Annotated in this window: 18 protein-coding genes; 2 read left to right on the top strand and 16 right to left on the bottom strand. The window is 36.7% G+C overall.

Translation table 11 applies throughout. The features are described from left to right. Window positions 1-90: 90 nt before the first annotated feature. Window positions 91-2,823 (bottom strand): pyruvate, phosphate dikinase, encoded by a 2,733-nt coding sequence (gene ppdK / locus LV716_RS16305; protein ID WP_163418839.1) that lies wholly within the window; start codon window positions 2,821-2,823, stop codon window positions 91-93. A gap of 418 nt (window positions 2,824-3,241) precedes the next feature. Between ppdK and LV716_RS16300 the strand changes: the two genes are divergently transcribed. After that, entirely contained in the window at window positions 3,242-4,492 is a 1,251-nt protein-coding gene (locus LV716_RS16300; protein ID WP_163418838.1) for a mechanosensitive ion channel family protein, read from the top strand. 53 nt (window positions 4,493-4,545) lie between these two features. Here LV716_RS16300 and LV716_RS16295 read toward each other — a convergent pair whose 3' ends face one another. From LV716_RS16295 to LV716_RS16245, 11 genes are all read right to left on the bottom strand, one after another. Continuing rightward, window positions 4,546-5,682: an MBL fold metallo-hydrolase gene (locus tag LV716_RS16295; RefSeq protein ID WP_317167653.1), complete on the bottom strand. Its 1,137-nt coding sequence runs from the start codon at window positions 5,680-5,682 to the stop codon at window positions 4,546-4,548. A 16-nt stretch (window positions 5,683-5,698) separates the two neighbouring features. Next, the gene (locus LV716_RS16290) at window positions 5,699-6,898 is read right to left on the bottom strand and encodes a sorbosone dehydrogenase family protein (protein ID WP_163418837.1); all 1,200 of its coding nucleotides are present in this window, start codon (window positions 6,896-6,898) and stop codon (window positions 5,699-5,701) included. Between the two features lie 127 nt (window positions 6,899-7,025). Next, window positions 7,026-8,780, bottom strand: a complete 1,755-nt coding sequence (locus LV716_RS16285) for a hypothetical protein (protein WP_163418836.1) — start codon at window positions 8,778-8,780, stop codon at window positions 7,026-7,028. Between the two features lie 12 nt (window positions 8,781-8,792). After that, a complete protein-coding gene (locus LV716_RS16280; RefSeq protein ID WP_163418835.1) occupies window positions 8,793-9,986 on the bottom strand; it encodes a DUF4249 domain-containing protein in 1,194 nt (397 codons plus the stop codon). Window positions 9,987-10,200: 214 nt separating this feature from the next. Further along, window positions 10,201-11,370, bottom strand: coding sequence for a DUF4249 domain-containing protein (locus LV716_RS16275; protein WP_163418834.1), 1,170 nt, complete (start codon window positions 11,368-11,370; stop codon window positions 10,201-10,203). 5 nt (window positions 11,371-11,375) lie between these two features. After that, window positions 11,376-14,093, bottom strand: coding sequence for a TonB-dependent receptor domain-containing protein (locus LV716_RS16270; RefSeq protein WP_370637433.1), 2,718 nt, complete (start codon window positions 14,091-14,093; stop codon window positions 11,376-11,378). A 67-nt stretch (window positions 14,094-14,160) separates the two neighbouring features. Next, window positions 14,161-14,901 carry a hypothetical protein gene (locus LV716_RS16265; protein WP_163418832.1) on the bottom strand — a complete coding sequence of 247 codons (741 nt, stop codon included), beginning with the start codon at window positions 14,899-14,901 and terminating at the stop codon, window positions 14,161-14,163. A 257-nt stretch (window positions 14,902-15,158) separates the two neighbouring features. Then, window positions 15,159-15,710: a DUF4251 domain-containing protein gene (locus LV716_RS16260; protein ID WP_163418831.1), complete on the bottom strand. Its 552-nt coding sequence runs from the start codon at window positions 15,708-15,710 to the stop codon at window positions 15,159-15,161. A gap of 72 nt (window positions 15,711-15,782) precedes the next feature. Continuing rightward, window positions 15,783-16,241 (bottom strand): cold-shock protein, encoded by a 459-nt coding sequence (locus LV716_RS16255; protein WP_163418830.1) that lies wholly within the window; start codon window positions 16,239-16,241, stop codon window positions 15,783-15,785. 204 nt (window positions 16,242-16,445) lie between these two features. Beyond that, entirely contained in the window at window positions 16,446-17,363 is a 918-nt protein-coding gene (locus LV716_RS16250) for an EamA family transporter (RefSeq protein WP_163418829.1), read from the bottom strand. Between the two features lie 106 nt (window positions 17,364-17,469). Beyond that, window positions 17,470-17,799, bottom strand: coding sequence for a hypothetical protein (locus LV716_RS16245; protein ID WP_163418828.1), 330 nt, complete (start codon window positions 17,797-17,799; stop codon window positions 17,470-17,472). A 316-nt stretch (window positions 17,800-18,115) separates the two neighbouring features. Between LV716_RS16245 and LV716_RS16240 the strand changes: the two genes are divergently transcribed. Beyond that, window positions 18,116-18,628 (top strand): YceI family protein, encoded by a 513-nt coding sequence (locus tag LV716_RS16240; protein ID WP_163418827.1) that lies wholly within the window; start codon window positions 18,116-18,118, stop codon window positions 18,626-18,628. 11 nt (window positions 18,629-18,639) lie between these two features. Here LV716_RS16240 and LV716_RS16235 read toward each other — a convergent pair whose 3' ends face one another. Genes LV716_RS16235 through LV716_RS16220 form a run of 4 tightly spaced genes read right to left on the bottom strand, consistent with a single transcriptional unit; the run spans window position 18,640 to window position 21,057 of the window. Further along, window positions 18,640-19,065 (bottom strand): hypothetical protein, encoded by a 426-nt coding sequence (locus LV716_RS16235; protein ID WP_163418826.1) that lies wholly within the window; start codon window positions 19,063-19,065, stop codon window positions 18,640-18,642. Beyond that, entirely contained in the window at window positions 19,062-19,316 is a 255-nt protein-coding gene (locus LV716_RS16230) for an acyl carrier protein (RefSeq protein ID WP_163418825.1), read from the bottom strand. Before LV716_RS16230 ends, LV716_RS16235 begins: the two co-directional genes overlap by 4 nt. A gap of 15 nt (window positions 19,317-19,331) precedes the next feature. Further along, window positions 19,332-20,609, bottom strand: coding sequence for a beta-ketoacyl synthase (locus LV716_RS16225; RefSeq protein ID WP_163418824.1), 1,278 nt, complete (start codon window positions 20,607-20,609; stop codon window positions 19,332-19,334). Then, a complete protein-coding gene (locus tag LV716_RS16220) occupies window positions 20,599-21,057 on the bottom strand; it encodes a 3-hydroxyacyl-ACP dehydratase FabZ family protein (protein ID WP_163418823.1) in 459 nt (152 codons plus the stop codon). The genes LV716_RS16225 and LV716_RS16220 overlap by 11 nt, the downstream gene beginning before the upstream one ends.

Genomic DNA, 21,057 nt, shown 5'->3' with positions numbered 1-21,057 from the left:
GATGAATGGTAAATCATCCTTAAAAAAAAGCAGCCTTTCAACTTAATAAAAATTGAAAGACTGCTTCAGGTTATCGTAATCCTAAACCGACTAGTTCATCTGGGCTTTTATGGCCGCTTGTGCAGCGGATACCCGTGCAATCGGAACCCTAAAGGGTGAACAGCTCACATAATTCATTCCATTTTTATAACAAAACTCTATGGAACTAGGTTCGCCACCATGTTCGCCACAGATACCTACTTTTAGATTTGGTTTTGTACGCCGACCATAAGATGTTCCCATTGTGACCAACTTACCTACGCCTTCTTGATCTAAAGCCTCAAAAGGATCTACCTTCAAAATTCCTTTCTCTAAATAAATGGGAAGGAATTTACCGGCATCATCACGACTGTAGCCATAAGTGAGCTGGGTAAGGTCATTGGTTCCAAATGAGAAGAAATCTGCATGCTCAGCAACAGTATCGGCCAATAGGGCAGCCCTAGGAATTTCAATCATTGTCCCCACTAAATACTCAACTGTGTTTCCATATTCTTCAAAGACTTGTTGTGCTGTGGTTCTTATAATTTTTTCCTGTTCCAAATACTCGTTCACAGTACTCACCAACGGCACCATAATTTCTGGTTTGGACTCAATTCCTTTTTCCTTCAGATTTAATGCAGCTTCGATAATCGCTCTTGTCTGCATTTCTGTTATTTCTGGATAGGTATTTCCTAAACGACAACCGCGATGGCCCAACATAGGATTGAACTCCTGGAGCTCAGCCACTTTGTTTTTAACCGCCGTAAGCGAAATATGCATGTCCTCGGCAAGTTCTTTTTGCGTGGCCAATTGGTGTGGAACAAACTCGTGCAATGGCGGATCGAGCAAACGAATGGTAACAGGAAGGCCTTCCATAGCTTCAAAAATACCTTCAAAGTCTTTTCGTTGCATAGGTAAAAGTTCTTCCAAAGCCTGCTTTCTACCTTTCGTTGTATCGGCCAAGATCATCTCGCGCATGGCCTTGATCCTATCTAGCTCAAAAAACATGTGCTCGGTTCTTGTAAGACCAATACCTTTTGCACCAAAACCTAAAGCAACTTTTGCATCTTTGGGTGAATCGGCATTTGTCCTTACATCCATAGTGGCATATTTGTCCGACAATTTCATGATTTCGGCAAACTCTCCACTCAACTCAGGTTCGCGGGTTGCTACCTTTCCTTCAATGATGTTTCCTGTTGATCCGTTTAGGGAAATCCAATCCCCTTCTTGATAAACTTTGCCATCAACGGTAAGCGTCCTGTTTTTATAGTTAATTTTTAAGGCACCAGCACCAGATATACAACATTTCCCCATTCCACGGGCAACGACTGCGGCATGAGAAGTCATACCCCCTCTTGCGGTCAAAATACCCTTGGCAATATTCATTCCTTCCAAATCTTCTGGAGATGTTTCAATTCGTGTTAATATGGAATTCCTAAACTTTTTTGCTTCATCTGCAAAGAATACGATTTGGCCCGTTGCAGCTCCCGGAGAAGCAGGTAATCCCTGTGCAATGACATTTGCCCTTTTTAGTGCATTTGTGTCAAAAACTGGGTGCAACAGTTCATCCAATTTATTTGGCTCGATTCGCATCAAGGTTTCGTTTTCATCTATGGAACCGTCTTTCAACAAATCCATGGCAATCTTGACCATTGCTGCACCCGTCCGCTTACCGTTTCTGGTTTGGAGAATCCAAAGCTTTCCATCTTGCATCGTAAACTCCATATCCTGCATATCCTTGTAGTGGTTTTCAAGGATTTCTTGGTACTTATTAAGCTCTTCAAAGATGGATGGCATCAACTCTTCCAATGAAGGATAGTCTTGTATTCTTTCGTCCTCCTCTATTTTGGCCAATTCCGCCCATCTTTTCGACCCAAGTTGAGTAATCTGTTGCGGCGTTCGTACTCCTGCCACTACATCTTCACCTTGGGCATTAATAAGATATTCCCCATTGAATACATTCTCCCCAGTTGCGGCATCTCTTGTAAAGCACACTCCAGTTCCTGAATTCTCGCCCATATTGCCATATACCATGGCCTGAACATTAACAGCGGTACCCCAATCGGCAGGATATCCATGCATGTTTCGGTAATAAACCGCTCTATCTCCATTCCAACTGTTGAATACGGCAATTACACTGCCCCATAGTTGTTCCCATGGATCCATAGGAAAATCATGCCCTACACGTTTCTTTACGGCATCCTTGAAATCATAAACAAGATCTTTTAAATCCTGAACCGAAAATTCGGTGTCCAATTGAATTTCCCGCTTCTCTTTAAGATGTTCCATAATTTCCTCAAAAGGATCTATATCGTCTTTTGATTCAGGTTTCATTCCTAAAACAACGCCACCATACATTTGAATAAATCGGCGATATGAATCCCAGGCAAAACGTTCGTTCCCCGTTTTTTCAATAAGCCCTTTTACAATCTCATCATTCAATCCTAAATTAAGGACAGTATCCATCATACCGGGCATTGATACACGAGCTCCTGAACGAACCGAAATTAAAAGTGGATTCTTTTTGTCACCAAAAGTTGCACCCATTACCTCTTCAATGTTGCGTACGGCATTTTGAACATCCTCCTTGATCAAATCCAACACTTTTTCTCTACCAAGCTCATTATATTCGGTACAGACCTCTGTAGTTATGGTAAAACCAGGTGGTACTGGAATACCTATAGTGCTCATTTCGGCAAGGTTGGCTCCTTTTCCTCCTAGTAGATTTCTCATTTTGCTATTTCCATCGGCGGACTTGTTGCCAAACCGATAAACCCTAGTACGGGTTTTTTCCAATACTTCCATATTCATTTTAGTTTTAAGGTATGCTTTCACAAAAATTCGCTTATAAAATTAGGTTCAACCAGCACCAATTTTCATGATTTATGTCATATGTGAACGGAAAGCTTTGTAAACCAAGCCAAATATGTAATTGGAGTGCCTTTTTGGCTTTGAAAAATAGAAAAGACCTTTACATATCTTAACTTTTATTTGACATTAGATTTCTTGAATATGATAAAACTGACAGATGTTTTAAAACAATCATGCTTACTTTTCTAAAGAACAGTATAGTGTCGAAATCACTTCACAATATTCTCTTTTTCAACAAATAGTAAAAGGCTTACGTGAAATCGACAATTTTAAGAAGCATTTTGTATTTGTCTTCATGCAGGATATTATTTAAGCCATATTTTTGCACACAGTTTAAAAATAAGTTCTTGTTATGGACAAAAAATATGGTCGCCTGCTACATGACTATCTACTGAAAACGGGAATCGAGGAAAATATAGTTTCGTATGTAAACCTGTTCATACTTTTTATTGGTATTCTTGTGTTTGCATGGTTGCTCGACTTTGTTATCTGGAAGGTGCTTAGATCACTTTCCGTGCGTACTGCAAGACGAACAAAAACCAATTTTGATGATTTTTTAGTCGCTAATAAAGTCCCTAGATATATTGCACACATTATCCCTTTGTTATTGCTTTTTGAATTAATGCCCCTTGCTTTTTTAGATTTTGAGTATGGCGGCTCGTTAATGCAAAAAGCTCTTTCCATACTTGGTGTTCTGTTAGCGTTGTTTTTAGTAAAAAGTTTATTGTCCAGCATCAAGGATTTTTTAAGGACATTGCCCCATTTGAAGGACAAACCTTTGGACAGCTATATTCAGGTTTTCATGATTTTTGCTTGGATCGGTGGGATTTTGACTGTTTTTGCCATTGTTACAGATACTACTATATGGAAATTCTTTACGGCACTTGGTGCAGCATCCGCCATTATTCTTCTAATCTTTAAAGACTCAATTTTAGGGCTTGTAGCAAGCATACAGGTTAGCATAAACGATATGGTACGCATTGGTGATTGGATAACTTTTGAAAAATATGGGGCAGATGGTGATGTTATTGAAATTACCCTTGCGACCGTTAAGGTTCAGAATTTTGACAAAACCATTACCACCATTCCAACCTATGCATTGATTTCCGATTCATTCAAAAATTGGAGAGGGATGCAAAACTCTGGCGGAAGACGGATTCGTAGGGCATTGATCATTAGACAACAAAGCATTAAATTTTTAAGCCCTGAAAATGTGGCGTCTCTCAAGAAAATTCAACTTGTAACGGATTATTTGGAAAATAGAACCGAAAAAATAAACTCGTTTAACGAAGAGCGGGGAGCCAATAAAGATTTGGCAATCAATGGAAGAAACCTAACTAATCTTGGCGTTTTTCGAAAGTACATCGAAAGCTATTTAGAGGGACACTCAGCTATCAATAAGGATATGACTTTAATGACTCGTCAACTGAGTCCGACATCACAGGGAATTCCTTTAGAAATTTATGCTTTTAGCAGCGATAAACGATGGGAGAATTACGAGTATATTATGTCAGATATCTTTGACCATTTGTTAGCCGCCCTACCCTATTTTGACTTAGAAATTTTTGAACTGCCCACATCGATGAATCTATCTGCAGAATAAGAACAAAAACATTTCCCACAATTGCAATCTTGTATTTTAAATGGATATGAAAGTTAGTTACGCCACCATATACCATTTTGTGTTGAAAGTTCAGCTAAAAGTATAGATTCACCTATTCTAGGGGTAATTAGATTTACGTCCAAAGCTTTACTCTTTTTGGTTGCACGCTCTACAGGGTCTGTCCAAGAATGCAACGATAATTTGAAACCACCCCAGTGTATTGGCATGATACATTTTGCCTTAACATCTATACCTGCCTGCACGGTTTCTTCTGGAAACATATGAATATCTGGCCATGACTCATTGTACTGGCCACATTCCATCATTGCAAAATCAAAAGGACCATACTTCTCTCCTATAACCTTAAAGTGATCACTGTATCCACTATCACCGCTAAAGAATATGTTTTCGCTTGTAGATTGAATCACCCAAGAACTCCATAACGTACTTTGCCTGTCATTGAACCTTCTTCCCGAAAAGTGCTGTGCCGGGGTACAAACGAACGTCAAGTCACTAAAAACTTCTTCTTGCCACCAGTCCATCTCTGTTATGGCAGCAGAAGATACTCCCCAAGCTTTTAAGTGCACATCAACTCCCAAAGGCACATAAAAATGCCCAACTTTATCTTTTAGTTTTCGAATGGATTCATAATCCAGATGATCATAGTGGTCATGAGAAATCAAGACTGCATCTATTATTGGGAGCTTAGCTATGGCTATTGGTAGCTCTTTGCTAAAACGTCCGCTTCCCAACCATGGATGCGGTGCTGGCACATCACTCAGCATAGGATCTATTAAAATATTTTTTCCGTTTATCTGTAAAAGAAAAGCAGAGTGCCCAAACCAAATTAATCGAGTATCTCCATTGTAGTCAGCAATCGCTGTTGAATCTATCTTCTGAACTTTCAAAGGCTTATCTGGGCTTCCATTAGGAACTTTGGTAAAAAAAAACTTGCGCATTATTCCTAATGTCTCAACAAAACTCAAATTTTTGGGAACATCTTTTTCGTTTACAAATTGCTTTTTCTTATAGTTCTTTGATTGCGCATATTCTTTTTGGAGTTCCTTTGTAATTTTCCCTCCAAAACTTGGGTAGAAATTAACAAAGATTACATAGGTCACTATTAAAATCCCAATAATGGACAGAACGGTCAGGAGCATTCGTTTAAAGTATTTTTTTAGTCTTTTCAATTGAATCTGTGTTCAATCAATTAACACTTGCAATGCTGTTTTCATCGTAAGATACACGATAAATGGCATCACCAAAATCATCAGATATGAGCATAGAGCCATCTTCTAGGAACAGTATGTCAACAGGTCTACCAAATCGCTCTTGGCTTTCCTCGTCCAACCAGCCATCCAAGAACGTCTCATAGCTTACGGCCTTATCACCGTCCAACTTTACCACGGAGATTTTATAACCCACTTTCGAAGAACGGTTCCAAGACCCATGTTCGGCAATAAATGCATAATCCTTGTATTTTTCTGGAAACATGTCACCAGTATAAAACTTAACCGCCAGTGGTGCTACATGGGCTCCCAAAGCTTGTACTGGTGGAACGAAATCAGAACATGGATGCTTGTCACCAAATTCAGGGTCCTTTACAGTGCCGCCATGACAATAAGGGTATCCAAAGTGTTCACCAATTGTGGTTACTTTGTTTAACTCACATGGGGGAACGTCATCTCCCATCATATCCCTGCCATTATCGGTAAACCAAAAGTCTTTTGTTTCTGGATGCCACGTAAAACCGACCGTATTGCGAACACCTTTTGCAAAAATCTCCCTATTGGTTCCATCGGGGTCCATTCGTGTGATGGAGGCAAAACGTTCATCTTCACTCTCACAAATATTACAAGGTGCGCCAACGGGAACATATAACTTACCATCTGGTCCAAATGAAATGTATTTCCACCCATGATGGAATTCCGTAGGGTAATCGTCATAGATAATTTCTGGTTTTGGAAGGTTCGATAAATCCTGTTCAATATTCGAATATTTGAGCAATCGACCGACTTCAGCAACATAAAGCGCACCATCTTTGAATGCAACGCCATTGGGAACTTCTAAAGTTGAATCCAAGACCATTACCTTTTCAGCTTTATAATCCCCGTCCAAGTCCTGAAGGGCATATACTGTTTTTTCATTTCGGGTTCCTACGAAAAGCGTCCCATTATCCCCAAGTGCCATAGATCGGGCTCCATCTATTCCTTCAGCAAATACGGATACCCTAAATCCTTCGGGCAGGTTTAAGTTTTGAATTGGCAAACTGGTTGAGTCCACTTGTTCCTCTATACTTTCGCTGACAGTTTCTTTTGGTTCGTCTTTTTTTCCGTTGCATGAAACTATAAAGGAAAAAAGTAAACAATTGAAAATCAGTTTTAGCATCGTAAGAGTTAATTTCATGACATTTTTATTTAAGCTAATCTAATTGGACAAATATGGATAGTAAAGCTATAACAAAATCACCAACGTTTCACTGATCTCTTTTAAGTTGCGAATCAGTGAAAAGAAAAATCGAGGACTATTTCTATTAATTTACAGTAATTACTTCTTTTAAGGATACAGGTTTTCCTTCCTCAGTAAAACCTTCCAAAGATATTTCAAAGTCGCCTTGCACGTCAGAGGTATAAAAAGTTATCTCATTTTCTTCTTCTTCAATCCGCAAGTTAGGCATCCATAATAGCTGTCGTCTTTGATCAGGGATTCTTAGTAACTTGACTGAAGAATCTTGACTGTAAACTTGACGAAAATAACTCTTTACCACAGCAGGTTTATGCAAATTCACAATCATTAAGTTTTTATTGTTTGAGATTTCAGGGTAATTCGAATCAAAGGTTTGGACATCAATTACACCATCAAAAATCTGTGCCCCTTTTCTGTACTGATTTCTAACTATAGTAATGCTTTTAATCTTGGTAGCATTGAAATTACTTATAAACTGATTTTGATTTTGTAAAACCAGCCCATCGACTAGCAATAAAGAGGGGTACTCGGAAAGGGCAAATTCACCGTTCTCACTTCGCAAACCAAATTCATACTTATTATCCTTTCCTTTGTTTATCCAAACATTCTTTAATATTTCCAATGCAGTTTCTCTAACCGTGGCAAACCTAGTGTAATCGTCCAACACAAAGGTTTCACCATGTTTACCATAAAATTTTTCAGATAATGAAGATGTAATTATGGTATCTGGCTTCACTTTAAAATATGCATTTTCTATTTGATTTTGAATACTGTACTCTAAGATTTTTGAATTCATGTCAGACATTAATTCAAAAGACTGGAATTTGAGTTTTTTATAATCGATAGCATTGGGCATATCGACCATCTCGATCTTGTACTCAAAACCCTCTACATCAAGTATTTGTAATAATGCTTTTTCACTTTGATATTCTTTACTTACATTAAAATAAAATCTTCCGTCCTCATCTGTCCGAGCAATTTTAAGTTGATAATCTTCTCCTGGAATAGAAAGACTTACTTTTAAATTATGAACCGGTTGCTCTGGACTCGTTGAAATTACCTTACCGGAAATAAGTTCACCTCGCAATTCGGGAAGTATTAATTCATCAATCAAATCATTAGATCTTGAACCTTCAAAAATATGACTTTGCGTACTGTTTTTTAAATCTGGAAAAAAATGCTCTGTCTTATGTACCGATAGTGAATAATTACCTTTAGGTATTTTTTGAAAGTCATTGTTCAATGTCATACTTACCGCTTCTCTTTTAGAAAAATTCTTTTTCCCATCAAAAAGCTTGAGCTGTTTTTCGCTGATTTTTAAATCAACATCATAAGGTCTATTTTGCTTTGCTTCAATGTCGCTTTCGCGATTCATCACTCTTTTTTGATTATTATTATAAGGATTTATTATTACGATATCAGCCTTAAAGAAAGTATCCTGTCCCCAATTTCTCATCCATTGAGTATAAGCGACAAGCTTATAGTTTCCAGAAATTGTGGAAACAGGTAAAAAGAAATCTCCTTGCCCCAATCCTTTATCCAATCTCACTTTTTGTTTAAAAACTCTTTCACCATTTTCAGCAATAAGTTCAATATAACCAATCTTGCTAATGTTGCTAAATCTATTGGTTTTTGTTTCTAAACAATAAAACTTATAATACAAATATTCACCTACCAGAGCGAATGATGTGTTGTAATGAATAAAAACTCTTTCTCGCCCCGTATCATCCAATAGGTAATTGTTATCGATGTTCAGAATATTTTTCTGAGCATGACCAACACATAAAATTAAACCAAAAAAAGCTATAATAGTAGTCTTCATATTCTTGAAGTTTTAGTCAATCCAAAAATCAGGTTTGACATTTGTTCCATAAAAAGTACAATCCACGCAACCAATTGGTACAACAATATAGGATACAGGAAAAGGTGGCAGAAATCCCCTAATCTCAGTTGATACATATTGATACGTACCATTCTTGATCAGTTCAAAAAGGGCCAAATCATTGTCAGGAAATTCTTCGGGAGTACAATCAATAATGTATTCGGGCTGGTTGTCATCAGGGAAAAAGTCCTCTAGGTTTATAAAAATCCTTTTAGAAGTCATGGAAGAGACCTCAAAAAGACCCAATACCCTCTCACTTGCATTATTCTCGGAAACAATGTTGCCCCTCACAAAACCCGGTTGCGTCTGTGCGAACAATGTGGTTATGTTCGAGAATTCCTGTAGGTCCTCATAAAACGTTTGCGCTGCGTTCGATTGCACATATTGGTTTACAAGGATGCTGTATCTACTCCGTAGAACAAAGTCTGTCTTGGGTATGAATCTTACCTGAAAATTCTCAATCCTACTTTCAGAAAGGTTTTCCGATGTAGTTATCAAAATCGAATTCGATAAATTAGTCCCATAACATACACTTTCTTCTCTTGTTTTGGGAACAACATCCAGTTCTGGAGGGTTCTCTGAAACCACTACAAGTTCCATATCAGAAGGAAACGGAACATCTATCCTGTAGGTTTCTTCGTAATCATACCTGTAAAAAACAGATTCATTTTCCACATCAAAACCATTGGCCATAATCGCGATGCCCTCCTGTCCATTTTCCAAAACGGTCCTTTCAGCTGTAATGCTTTCCAGTTCGGCATCGGCCGAAATTGAAATCGGGCCAGAACTGAAAACACTGCCTCCTGAGGTTGTCAGCTTCAAAGAGTAAGAAACGTTAGGTTGCGCACCGAACATTTGGTCCGATACATAGGTGCCCGGTTCTGTTTCACTAAAAACATAGCTGTTCCCCGTATCATCGACAACCGTAACGAGTGCATCGTTTTCCTGTTGCACGGCATTGCCCGTGATAAAGGTTCTTGAAACGAAAATCTCTTGTTGCTTTATCTCACTGGTTATGAAGGCATCTATGACCAGTATGTCCTCGAAATCTTCCAAAGATGTATTGAAAGGCTCCGTGCATCCAAGAACAAGGAAAATAGAAGCTATAGCAAAAATAGATTTGATCAAACTTAAATTCTTCACCATACAAAACAAAAGTTATAATAGCTTGAAAGTGCAAAAAATGGTATGACACATACAGCACCCGTGCGTTCTGTTTCCCATTCTTGTTTCAGCCTACAAGAAAATTGATAAAAATTGTTTCTAGTAGAAATCCTCTCCAATAATTTCATTAAAAATATATTCTTACCCTTAATCAAATTAATCCAGCAATTAAATAACATTTTCATAATCAATTAGATTAATCTATCCAAAAATCAGGTTTGACATTTGTTCCATAAACATTGCAATCCGAACAACCGGTTGGTACAACAAAATATACACCAAAGTCCTCTCCTGCGTATTGACGTGCACCATTCTTGACCAGTTCAAAAAGAAAACTGTCATTTTGAGGGAACTGTTCTGAAGCACAATCAATGATATATTCGGGCTGGTTGTCATCAGGGAAAAAGTCCTCTAGGTTTATAAAAATCCTTTTAGAAGTCATGGAAGAGACCTCAAAAAGACCCAATACCCTCTCACTTGCATTATTCTCGGAAACAATGTTGCCCCTCACAAAACCCGGTTGCGTCTGTGCGAACAATGTGGTTATGTTCGAGAATTCCTGTAGGTCCTCATAAAACGTTTGCGCTGCGTTCGATTGCACATATTGGTTTACAAGGATGCTGTATCTACTCCGTAGAACAAAGTCTGTCTTGGGTATGAATCTTACCTGAAAATTCTCAATCCTACTTTCAGAAAGGTTTTCCGATGTAGTTATCAAAATCGAATTCGATAAATTAGTCCCATAACATACACTTTCTTCTCTTGTTTTGGGAACAACATCCAGTTCTGGAGGGTTTTCCGAGACTATCACAAATTTTCCACCTGTAGAAAACGGAACATCTATCCTGTAGGTTTCTTCGTAATCATACCTGTAAAAAACAGATTCATTTTCCACATCAAAACCATTGGCCATAATCGCGATGCCCTCCTGTCCATTTTCCAAAACGGTCCTTTCAGCTGTAATGCTTTCCAGTTCGGCATCGGCCGAAATTGAAATCGGGCCAGAACTGAAAACACTGCCTCCTGAGGTTGTCAGCTTCAAAGAGTAAGAAACGTTAGGTTGCGCACCGAACATTTGGTCCGATACATAGGTGCCCGGTTCTGTTTCACTAAAAACATAGCTGTTCCCCGTATCATCGACAACCGTAACGAGTGCATCGTTTTCCTGTTGCACGGCATTGCCCGTGATAAAGGTTCTTGAAACAAAAATCTCTTGTTGCTTTATCTCACTGGTTATGAAGGCATCTATGACCAGTATGTCCTCGAAATCTTCCAAAGATGTATTGAAGGGCTCCGTGCATCCAAGAACAAGGAAAATAGAAGCTATAGCAAAAATAGATTTGATCAAACTATAACGTATTTCCATTTAAACTAAAACTTAAAGTTATAGGTTATAGCAGGAACTGGAATTGTAAATATAGAAGTTTTTTGACCTCTTACCTCGCCATCCTCGGTCAAGAAGAATACTGAAAAAGGATTGTTCCTCCCCAAAACATTATAGACAGATATTGTAAAAAAGCTATGGGCCAGTTTTTTTACTTTATGGTTCCCCTCAATATTTAACCCAATATCCAACCTGTAAAAATCAGGAATACGGAAACTGTTTCTGTCACTAAAAACAACGAACTCCGAATTGTCAAAAGTGAAGCTTCCTACAGGAACCGTGACCGGTCTCCCGGTTTGATAGGTAAAGTTGGTAGAGAAACTAAAACGTTTTGAAAATTTATAATTGGCCACTAAACTCAAATCATGTGGCTTATCAAAATTTGACGGAAAAAAATCACCATTGTTTATTTGATTTTCTGGAAACTGACTATCAAATCTAATAAGTGAACGTGAATAGGTGTATCCAAGCCAACCATTTAGTTTTCCCGTATTTTTTCGAACCAAGAATTCTACTCCGTAAGATTTTCCTTCACCCTGTAAAGTTTCTAAAACTATATTTTCATTTAATAGCACTTGAGCTCCTGTCTTAAAATCCAATATATTATCTGATTGCTTATAAAACCCTTCTAAACTCAGTTCATATTTGTTATCGTCGAAATTTTTGAAGATCCCCAAGGTAAATTGATCTGCACTTTGTGGTCTAATATTTAAATCTGAAATTTTCCACGTATCTATAGGTGAAACCGTCGTATTATTCGAAAGCCTATGTATATATTGATAGGTTCGACCATAGCCAGCCTTAAGAGATAAGCTTGGATTAATTAAATATCTTGCGGAAATACGTGGTTCGGGATTAAAATAGTTTTCAACAATCTCATTTTTGGCGAAACTTAATGTGTCTATGGCTGTGGCTTGATTTTTTGGCTGACCTTCCTCAAAAATCACTTGAGTACTCTCACCCAGTGATGCAAAATGAGATACTCTTATTCCAGCCTCTAGAGAAAGTTTTTTTGTCAAGTCAATGTTTGCCGATAAGAAAGCTGCAGATTCCAATCCTCTTTCTCTTGGAATGGTTCTTGGTTCAGTAATTGAATTACCACTTCCTATTGGGTCTAAGTTCCCAGGATCTATATTATATAATTTACTTGCAAGACCGTAAGCATATGTTAGTTTGGATTTATTTGTATGGTTCACTTTTAGCTTAACCTCACTCTCATTGACTCGATAACCAAAGATGAAATCATTATTTGAATTTCCATCAAACTCAATGTTAAAGTCATATTGACTGTTAGATGCCACCAAACTCCCAGTTGTTTTATCATTAAAAGCATGGTCCCATTTAACGGATACCAATCTATTTTTATAAACGAAAAGTGAATCCGAAGTAATGCTAAAATCATCCCTACTGTAGTAACCTGTAGCCTTAATATTATTGTTGCTGTTGATTTTGTGGCTGTAACTACCTAAAAAGTCATAGAACGATGCTTCACTGTTTTCTAAAGAAGGTTCATCAAGAGATCTTAAAATCCAATTGGCATACGCACCCCTACCGCCTAACAGAAGAGAAGATTTTTCTTTTAGCACTGGAAGTTCAATCAAAGCGTTACTTGTTACTGGACCAATCGATCCTTCCGCTTTAATTTTTTGAGTATCCGCATTTTTTGTCTTTATATCAAAAACAGAAGATAATCTACCACCATATTCGGCTGGGAAACTTCCTTTGTAGACATCAAGACTACTTATGGCAAAAGGGTTTAGTCCAGAAAATATGCCAAAGAAGTGCTGCGGATTATAAACTACTGCATCATCCAATAGAATCAAATTCTGGTCGGATTTACCACCTCTCACATTGAAACCGGACGAACCTTCACCAGCAGTAGTGATTCCAGGGAGTGAGGTAGCTACTCTTAAGACGTCTCTTTCCCCTAAAACCAACGGAATGTTTTTGGATTCCTCTGCGTCAATACTCTCAGAGCCACTTGTAGTATTAGCAACATTTTTGTTTGCGTCAGCCTTGACTACAACTTCATCCAATAGTTCTATACTTTCATTCAATTTAAAGTCTAGATTACCATCATTGTAAATAACAATACGCTTTTTTGTGTTCTCAATACCTAATGCTATCATTTCTAGCATGTGGGTGCCTATAGGCAACTCTATTTCATAATAGCCATTTGCATTAGTCAAAGCCGTCAGGTTTTGCTCCCTAACAATGAGTTGTAAATCAGGTATAGGTTCTTTGGAAGTAATATTAGAAATTATTCCCTTTAAAGTAGCTTTGTCAGAGCGTTGGACCTTACTTCTTTTCCCTATCCTAAAGGTTTCTATTCGTGACGGTATATCAGAATCGGCTTTTGTGGAAAAAATGGGGGTATCAGTTATAGTAGACACTATATTGTCAGTGTCGGTCGAGTCATGGGCTACACTATTGTCAAAAACTTCTGGAAGAGAATCGTAGATTATCGTGTTTTTTGTCAAAACCACCATATCCTTCTGAAACATAAAAAAGTTCACTTCAACCTTCTTTAAAACATCTTCAATTATGGTTTCAATGGTCCTGGATTCATAGTTGCCTGATATCAAAGCATCGTCAAACCACTCTTCCAAATAATAAAAACGATAATTCGTTCTTTCTTCAATTATGGATAGAGCTTGAGGAATTGTTACTTCATTAAAGGATATAGAAATTTCTTTTCCATTCACCTGAGCAATGCATAAATTACTGATCAGGCAAAAAAATAATAGTATTGTTAATCTCATGTAGTGTACTCTATATAGTGTTTGATTCATTAATTTCGTATAAACGCTTTAAGAGTAATTCAAGGAAAGTATCATGGTCGGATTTTAGAAGATTTCTATAACTTTTAAAATAATCTTTGATTACATTTTTTCTATCAGGAAATATTAAAATCAGTTCACTTCGGGTATTTACAGGCAGGAAGTTATCCCCATAGTTTAGATAATATGACTCCTTAAGATTGAATTCAAAAAAGACCTTGCTATTTTTTGATTTCTCACTTCCTTTTTTGATGTACTTTTTATAAAGGCTAAAAATATCTTTACTAAGCAACACCTCACAAAAACCAATATTTTCTGTGCTATCTAAATTATTTTTTGTTGTATTGACAAAAAGCCTGTCATTAATAACAAAACGATTGACCTTACTATTAATAAGTCTGAATGTAAGACTTCCTGAAGCATTTTTCGGGCTTACAATAACATGGTCATTTAGTAAATCGTATTTAAGGGAGATGTCATAATAATTCTGTCCATCATACTGGACGTATCCTTTTATAAATTCATTTGCACCAAAGAATTGGTGCTTTTCCTCTAAAACAATGAACTCATTGTTATATTGAACACCGTTGTAAAGACCTGAAACCTCTTCACCAACTATGCTATCGAAAGTTTTATATAAATTTTCATTTTTAGTATCCAACTGAGCTGTGATAGTATTGGTGAAAAAGCCCAAAAAACCAAAAGTAAAAACAAAGAACGCTGAATTAGTCATGCCCTAAAAATAGTGTAAGAATTTAAACCTTTTTAACATAAACAATTTATTAACACTTTAAAACCCATTAATATTCCTTATGACCACTAACAGGAATATTTATATATAAAATTTTACATAGTATTAAGATTTGAAAGTCCTATTTAATAAAAAATATATGTATGCACTTGTCAAAAAATCACTTTTTTAAAATATTATTAATTCAATCCAAACTGAGTATATAAACTAGAAGAAAGTAAAGTAGGTTTTAAACAAGATTATTTGGTAGAGTATGCATAAGCTTGACCACTATACGATATCATATTCCTGTGAGAGCTATTGACATTGATGCGGCTTTGTAAATTAGGATGTAAATTTACACTTACATTATACGTTTCCGTATTATTATTGATTTGAAAGTCAATTTTATAACCCTTGCCGCTATCTTGCTTCTTTATTTTTAAATTCTTAGGTATTCCACTAAACTGAATACCACCATTAGTGCTATTGTAAGCTGCTCCCATTTGTCTTTCACCAAAATAAGGTAGTTTTGCCATTACACTGTCACCCAGAATTCTAAAATGACTCGAAGTACCCATCAAATCAATTTGATTTGCAGTGCTGCCCAGAGGAAGTAAGCCAGCGTTAGCAATGCTGTTAAGACTATTACTTACCAGAGGTCTAGCCCAGCGGGGCCTGATTTCAAATGATTTTTTCGCAATTAGTTTATCCAGCTTCTCTATTTCTTCAACAGTATTTTTTTGCTGGGAAGCACATCCAACCAACATGAACGACAATAAAAAGAATCTGTATTTAAAAAAAATGTTCATGAGCAATAAAAATTAAAATTAGACTTAAAAAAAGCTAATAAAAGAGAAGTGACAGTTTTGGAGTTCTTAAAATTAAATCTTCTTTACACGAACTGCATTCATGCCCTTCATACCTTTTTCGAGTTCAAAAGATACTTTATCGTTCTCAGCAATTTCGTCAATCAAACCACTGACGTGACAAAAATATTTTTCTTGAGTCTCAGAATCAATAATAAAGCCAAACCCTTTTGAACTATCATAAAAAGAAACTTTACCATTTCGTATTGGGTCAAACTCCTCCTCTTCAATGTCTTCCTTTTTAGGAATACCAAGAGTGATGTTCTCCGCCTCAATAGCAACTTTTTGTGTAGGGTCTGGTGGTGTATCCGTTAGATTTCCGTTGTGATCTACATAAGCAAATTGAATTCCGGATTTACCACTTTCTTTGGCTTCGGCCTTTCTGGCATCCTTCTTTTTTTGCTTCTCTTCCCTTTTCTTTAAACGCTTTTTTTCTCTCTCTGATTTGTTATAAGTCTGTTGTGATTTAGCCATAAATGTTACTCCTGATAATATATTATAAGTTAGTATATGTTAATAAGAGTCTAAAGATAGCAAATGGTTGGGTCGAAATATTTGTTTTTCAGGATATTCATGCAATAAAATATCCTGAAACGTTCATTATTAACATTTCTCTATCATTAATTGGGACTAAAAATGATAAGATTATTAAAATGTTAAGATGGCAGTATTCCAAAACTATCGCTTAAATCGCTCAAAAATAGCCAAGGTCTTTTTTGTGTTGATAAAGTAAACACCTGTAAGTAAAACTATTGCTGCAAAAATGGATTGGACGGTAATTTGTTCGTTCAAAAAATACCATCCTAGAATTAGGGCAACTATAGGGTTTACATAAGTAGAAGTAGCGACTTTCTCAGGAGATACCGATTTTAATAAATAATTGAACGAAGTAAATGCCAAAATACTTCCAAAAACCACAAGCAACAGCATAACAACCTGTACTTTTACGCTCCAGACCAGTGGAGAACTCCAACTTTCGCCAAAACCTAAGCTCATCAATGCCAGAATTATTCCCCCTGTGAACATTTGATACCCCGTATTAACAAAATAATTGGTAGGTAAATCTGCCTTGGCCACAAAAAGGCTACCATACCCCCAACTTAGCATGCAGAAAAATATCATTACCATACCTAAAATAGAACCCTCTTTACTAATTATCTGCTTTTGGCTCACCAATAGGTAAATACCGATAATTCCAAAAATGACACCTATCACAGACATGGGCTGTATTTTCTTACCTTGAAGAATTCGCATCAACAGCAAAATAATAAGCGGTTGTGCTGATATTTCCAGAGCTGCAAAGCCGGTATCAACATACCGTAATGCCCATACCACCACTCCATTACCGAAGCTTAAAAACAAAAAGCCTGCAATAGTCGAGTTCAATAACTGTTTTTTTGTAATCGTAATTTTGATACCCAAAATTTTGGCAAGAACAAATATTAAAAGGCCTGCAGTTATAAATCTAAACGAAGCCAACATAAACGCAGGTAGCTCCAATACTGCTATTTTATTCAGCAAATATGTAGAGCCCCAAATAACATAAATAGCAAAAAAGGCCAAGATAACCAATGCTCCGTTTGAAGACTTTCCCATTAAAACAAAGTTGATTATTACATTGCAATAATACGAATGTTTGGTAGCGTATAAAATTTAATGAAAATGACCTTCATTTCTACTTTCTGAAAGCCTATTGAAAGATTTAGGAATATTGGTCCATGTCCAAAAGGTAGGCGGCCATATCACTTTCCAATTGTTTAAAGCGTTCTAGGTGCAACTGCAATTCTTTATTTAAGTTTTCTGCCATTCCTTTTTTTTGATTCAACAACCTCATAATTTGATTTTGTTGCCCTGAAAAAACCTTGAAGTTATGTTTTAGGTCATACATTTTTTCAAAACAATAAGAATTATGTGGTTCACAAGTATATGAGTTTAGTTTTTTGGAAAGTCTTTGAATGATATTATTATTTCGCTCAATTTTAATGAGTAGCTCTTGAATATGTACAGTTTTTGTTTCATTAATATCATTCATGGCATTTTGTTTATACTTTCATAATCTCTCAACTTTACTTAAAGTTAATAATTATCCTACACAACTCTAAAAAATTAACTTCATTTTAAATATTTAACATTTATACTTGTAATATTTAAGAATTATAAAAAACTGATAAACAAATATTTATGATTTTAAAATTATTAAACCATTAATTATAGCAAATCAATGACAAATATCGTAGGATTTTTTGTAGGAAAGATAAAAGGTTAAACAAAAAAATCTTTTCTCCATAAATCTTTTAAAAAGAATTCTTATTAAAATCAAATCTGTAATTTTAAAAGCAAAATATAGTATGAAGTCGCTCTTGTTTTCGCTATTTTTTGCCGTTAGCTTATCCATATCCTCCCTATTTGGTCAAACAAACAAAATCGTTGATGCGGAAATTTCATTTGAATTCGTTTCCAAAGAAACTAAAGGAACTATTGCTGGTTTTAAATCGGAATCAGTAATAGACTTTGACAACCTCGAAAATTCCGTTCTTAGAGGTTCCGTTGCTTCGGAAACTTTAGATACCAATAATGGCCTACGAAATTGGTCTCTAAAAAGTGGTAAGTATTTTGATGTTGATGACTATCCAAGAATACGATTTGAAAGTAAACAAGTGAAATCTGAAGGTGAAAAGCTAATCGTCATTGGCAATCTTACTATTAAGGATATTACCAAGTCCATAACCATAACTTTTAACCAAAGTGGAAATCAACTTATTGGCACCACAAGTCTTTATTCTATTGATTATGGCATCAAAATCAAGAAAAATAGAGCTGATAATCTAGTAAAGGTCAAAATGGTTTTTGATATTGATTAGCATATACTGATTTACCTCTCAAATAAAGCATTATAAATTTTAGAAACGCCCCAATTTCCCAGTGGGAAATACAATGCAAAAAAAAGGGCCATTCCTAAGCTAAAATTACGGATGTTAAAAAGTTTATCTAAAATATTGTTTGGATAGGCATAGGAAGTCTCCAAGGCGTACCCTCCAAACTCAAGAAGTCCCATTGCTATCAGTCCATAAGCATATTGCGTATGAAATGGTAATCCTCGCAAGAGCAATGAAATGGGTATCATATAGATGATATAACAAGTGATCACTTGCCACCAAAACGTAAACTTAGCTATTTCCATTTGAGCGCCAAACCAGTTCATGCACATTCCCCAAATAAAATAAACCAAGCAGTATGTTAGTGCTAATCGTTTATCTATCCTAAACTTGCTCGATGCATAGTTCAAAAAATCTTTCATTTTTCAGCTAGTTTGCCATCTATAATCAGTAACGCGTCCTTAACAGTCTGCATGCCGTCCATATCTTCATTCTCCAGCATAATGTCAAAAGCATCTTCAACATCCAAAACAATATCTACCAAATTAGCGGAATTGATGTTTAGTTCTTGCGTGAAATTACTTTCCAACGTGATGTCGTTTACGGAAACATCATCCGGCAAATAGGTCTGTATGATTGCTTTTAATTTTTGATATCGTTGTTCGTCTTGCATCTTAGATATTTGGATTTAATCTTGATTAAACGCCTTAAAAATAATACAGGCATTTACATCCCCAAAACCAAAACTTGCTTTGGCTATGATTTTAGGCTCAAAATTGATTGTAGCTTTTGGAATTTTTGAATCATCCACCACTTTACTTATTTCTGGATGTACATCTTCACAATTAATGGTCCCAAATAACTGTTTTTCTCGAAATTGCAATAACGTTGCGATACACTCGATACTACCAGCTGCTGCTAAACAATGCCCAAACAAGCCCTTGAAAGAATTGATATATGGAAAGTTGATGTTTGAAAGTCCAAGGGCATTACTCCAATTTTGTATTTCTACTGTATCCTTTGTCGTAGCAGTCAAATGACCATTAATCGCATCTATTTCTTTAGAAGTAACCCCTGAATCATTTATGGCTGATTTGATACAACGAACAACGGCCTCGTTATTTGGGGCGGTCATGGTACCGCCTCCGCGTTGGCCACCGCTATTTACGTTCCCGCCTAAAATTTCCGCATAGATGGTGGCATTACGTTCTAGGGCACTTTCCAAGGATTCTAAGACAAGAGCCCCAGCCCCACTACCAGGGACAAACCCAGAGGCAGAGGCACTCATCGGCCTACTCGCTCGCTCTGGGTCAGTGTTGAATTTTCTGGGGAGTATGCGCATAGCATCAAATCCGCCCCAAACATAAGGCCCACTATCGCTACAACTGCCTACCAATACACGAACAGCTTTTTTGGATTTTATACGTTCATACCCCATTAATATAGCTTCGGTACCCGTGGTACAAGCAGAAGAGTTTGTCGTAACTTGATTTCCACACCCCAACATACCGCCCAAATAAGCGCTGATTCCACTAGCCATGGTCTGAATTACCGAGGTACTCCCCAATCGTCGCACATCGCCTTCATCAACTTGATAAATTGCCTCCCGAAACTTATCTACACCCAGAATTCCGGTTCCGAATATGATTCCACTATCCCAATCGGGGCCAGTTTCAAAAACTATGGGCAAACCTGCATCTTGCCAAGCATCCTTACCTGCTATAACACCGTAAATTACACCACTTGCATTAAGCCTTTTCAATTGCAAATCAGTAAAGTATTTATTTAATTCAACATCTTCAATATTCGGTTTACCAGCAATTTGACACCCAAAGTTTAATTGCTCTAATTCTTTGTAAAAACGTATTCCACTAATTCCATTTTTTAACGCTTTTGTGAATTCAGGAAGACCGATTCCGTTAGGCGCACATACGCCCATACCGGTTACTACAACTCTATTTTCCATTCTTCCCTTGTTTAAACATCCCTGCCAAAACACCCTTGCACATCAGTTTGCCTTCTGAGTTAAAGAGCTTTACTTTACATTTTAGCTTATTGAACCGGAAATACACCTTTTCTGAAACAACCCTTATCATTTCATCTGGGAATACAGGTAGATAAAATTCCATTTCCGAACTGCTTAAAGCTATTTTTAAATCTTTTTCAGCTCCGGTTATATTCTCATTTTTAAGCAGGTATATACCAAGGCACACGACACCTATTTGTGCACAGCACTCAGTTAGAATAACCCCTGGCGTAACAGGGAAGTCTTTAAAGTGGCCTTCGTAAAAAGAAGAGTTCTTATCAAAAGTGAACGTACCCTCAACCCCATTTTCATCAATGTCATTGATACTATCAACAAAGAGGAAAGGAGCTTTGTAGGGCAATAGTGCTATTATTTCTTTTGTTGTCAT

The organism is Flagellimonas sp. HMM57 (assembly GCF_021390175.1).
Taxonomy (GTDB): Bacteria; Bacteroidota; Bacteroidia; order Flavobacteriales; family Flavobacteriaceae; genus Flagellimonas.
The sequence above is the reverse complement of the archived record's forward strand: the minus strand, read 5'-3'. Positions and strand labels throughout refer to the sequence as shown.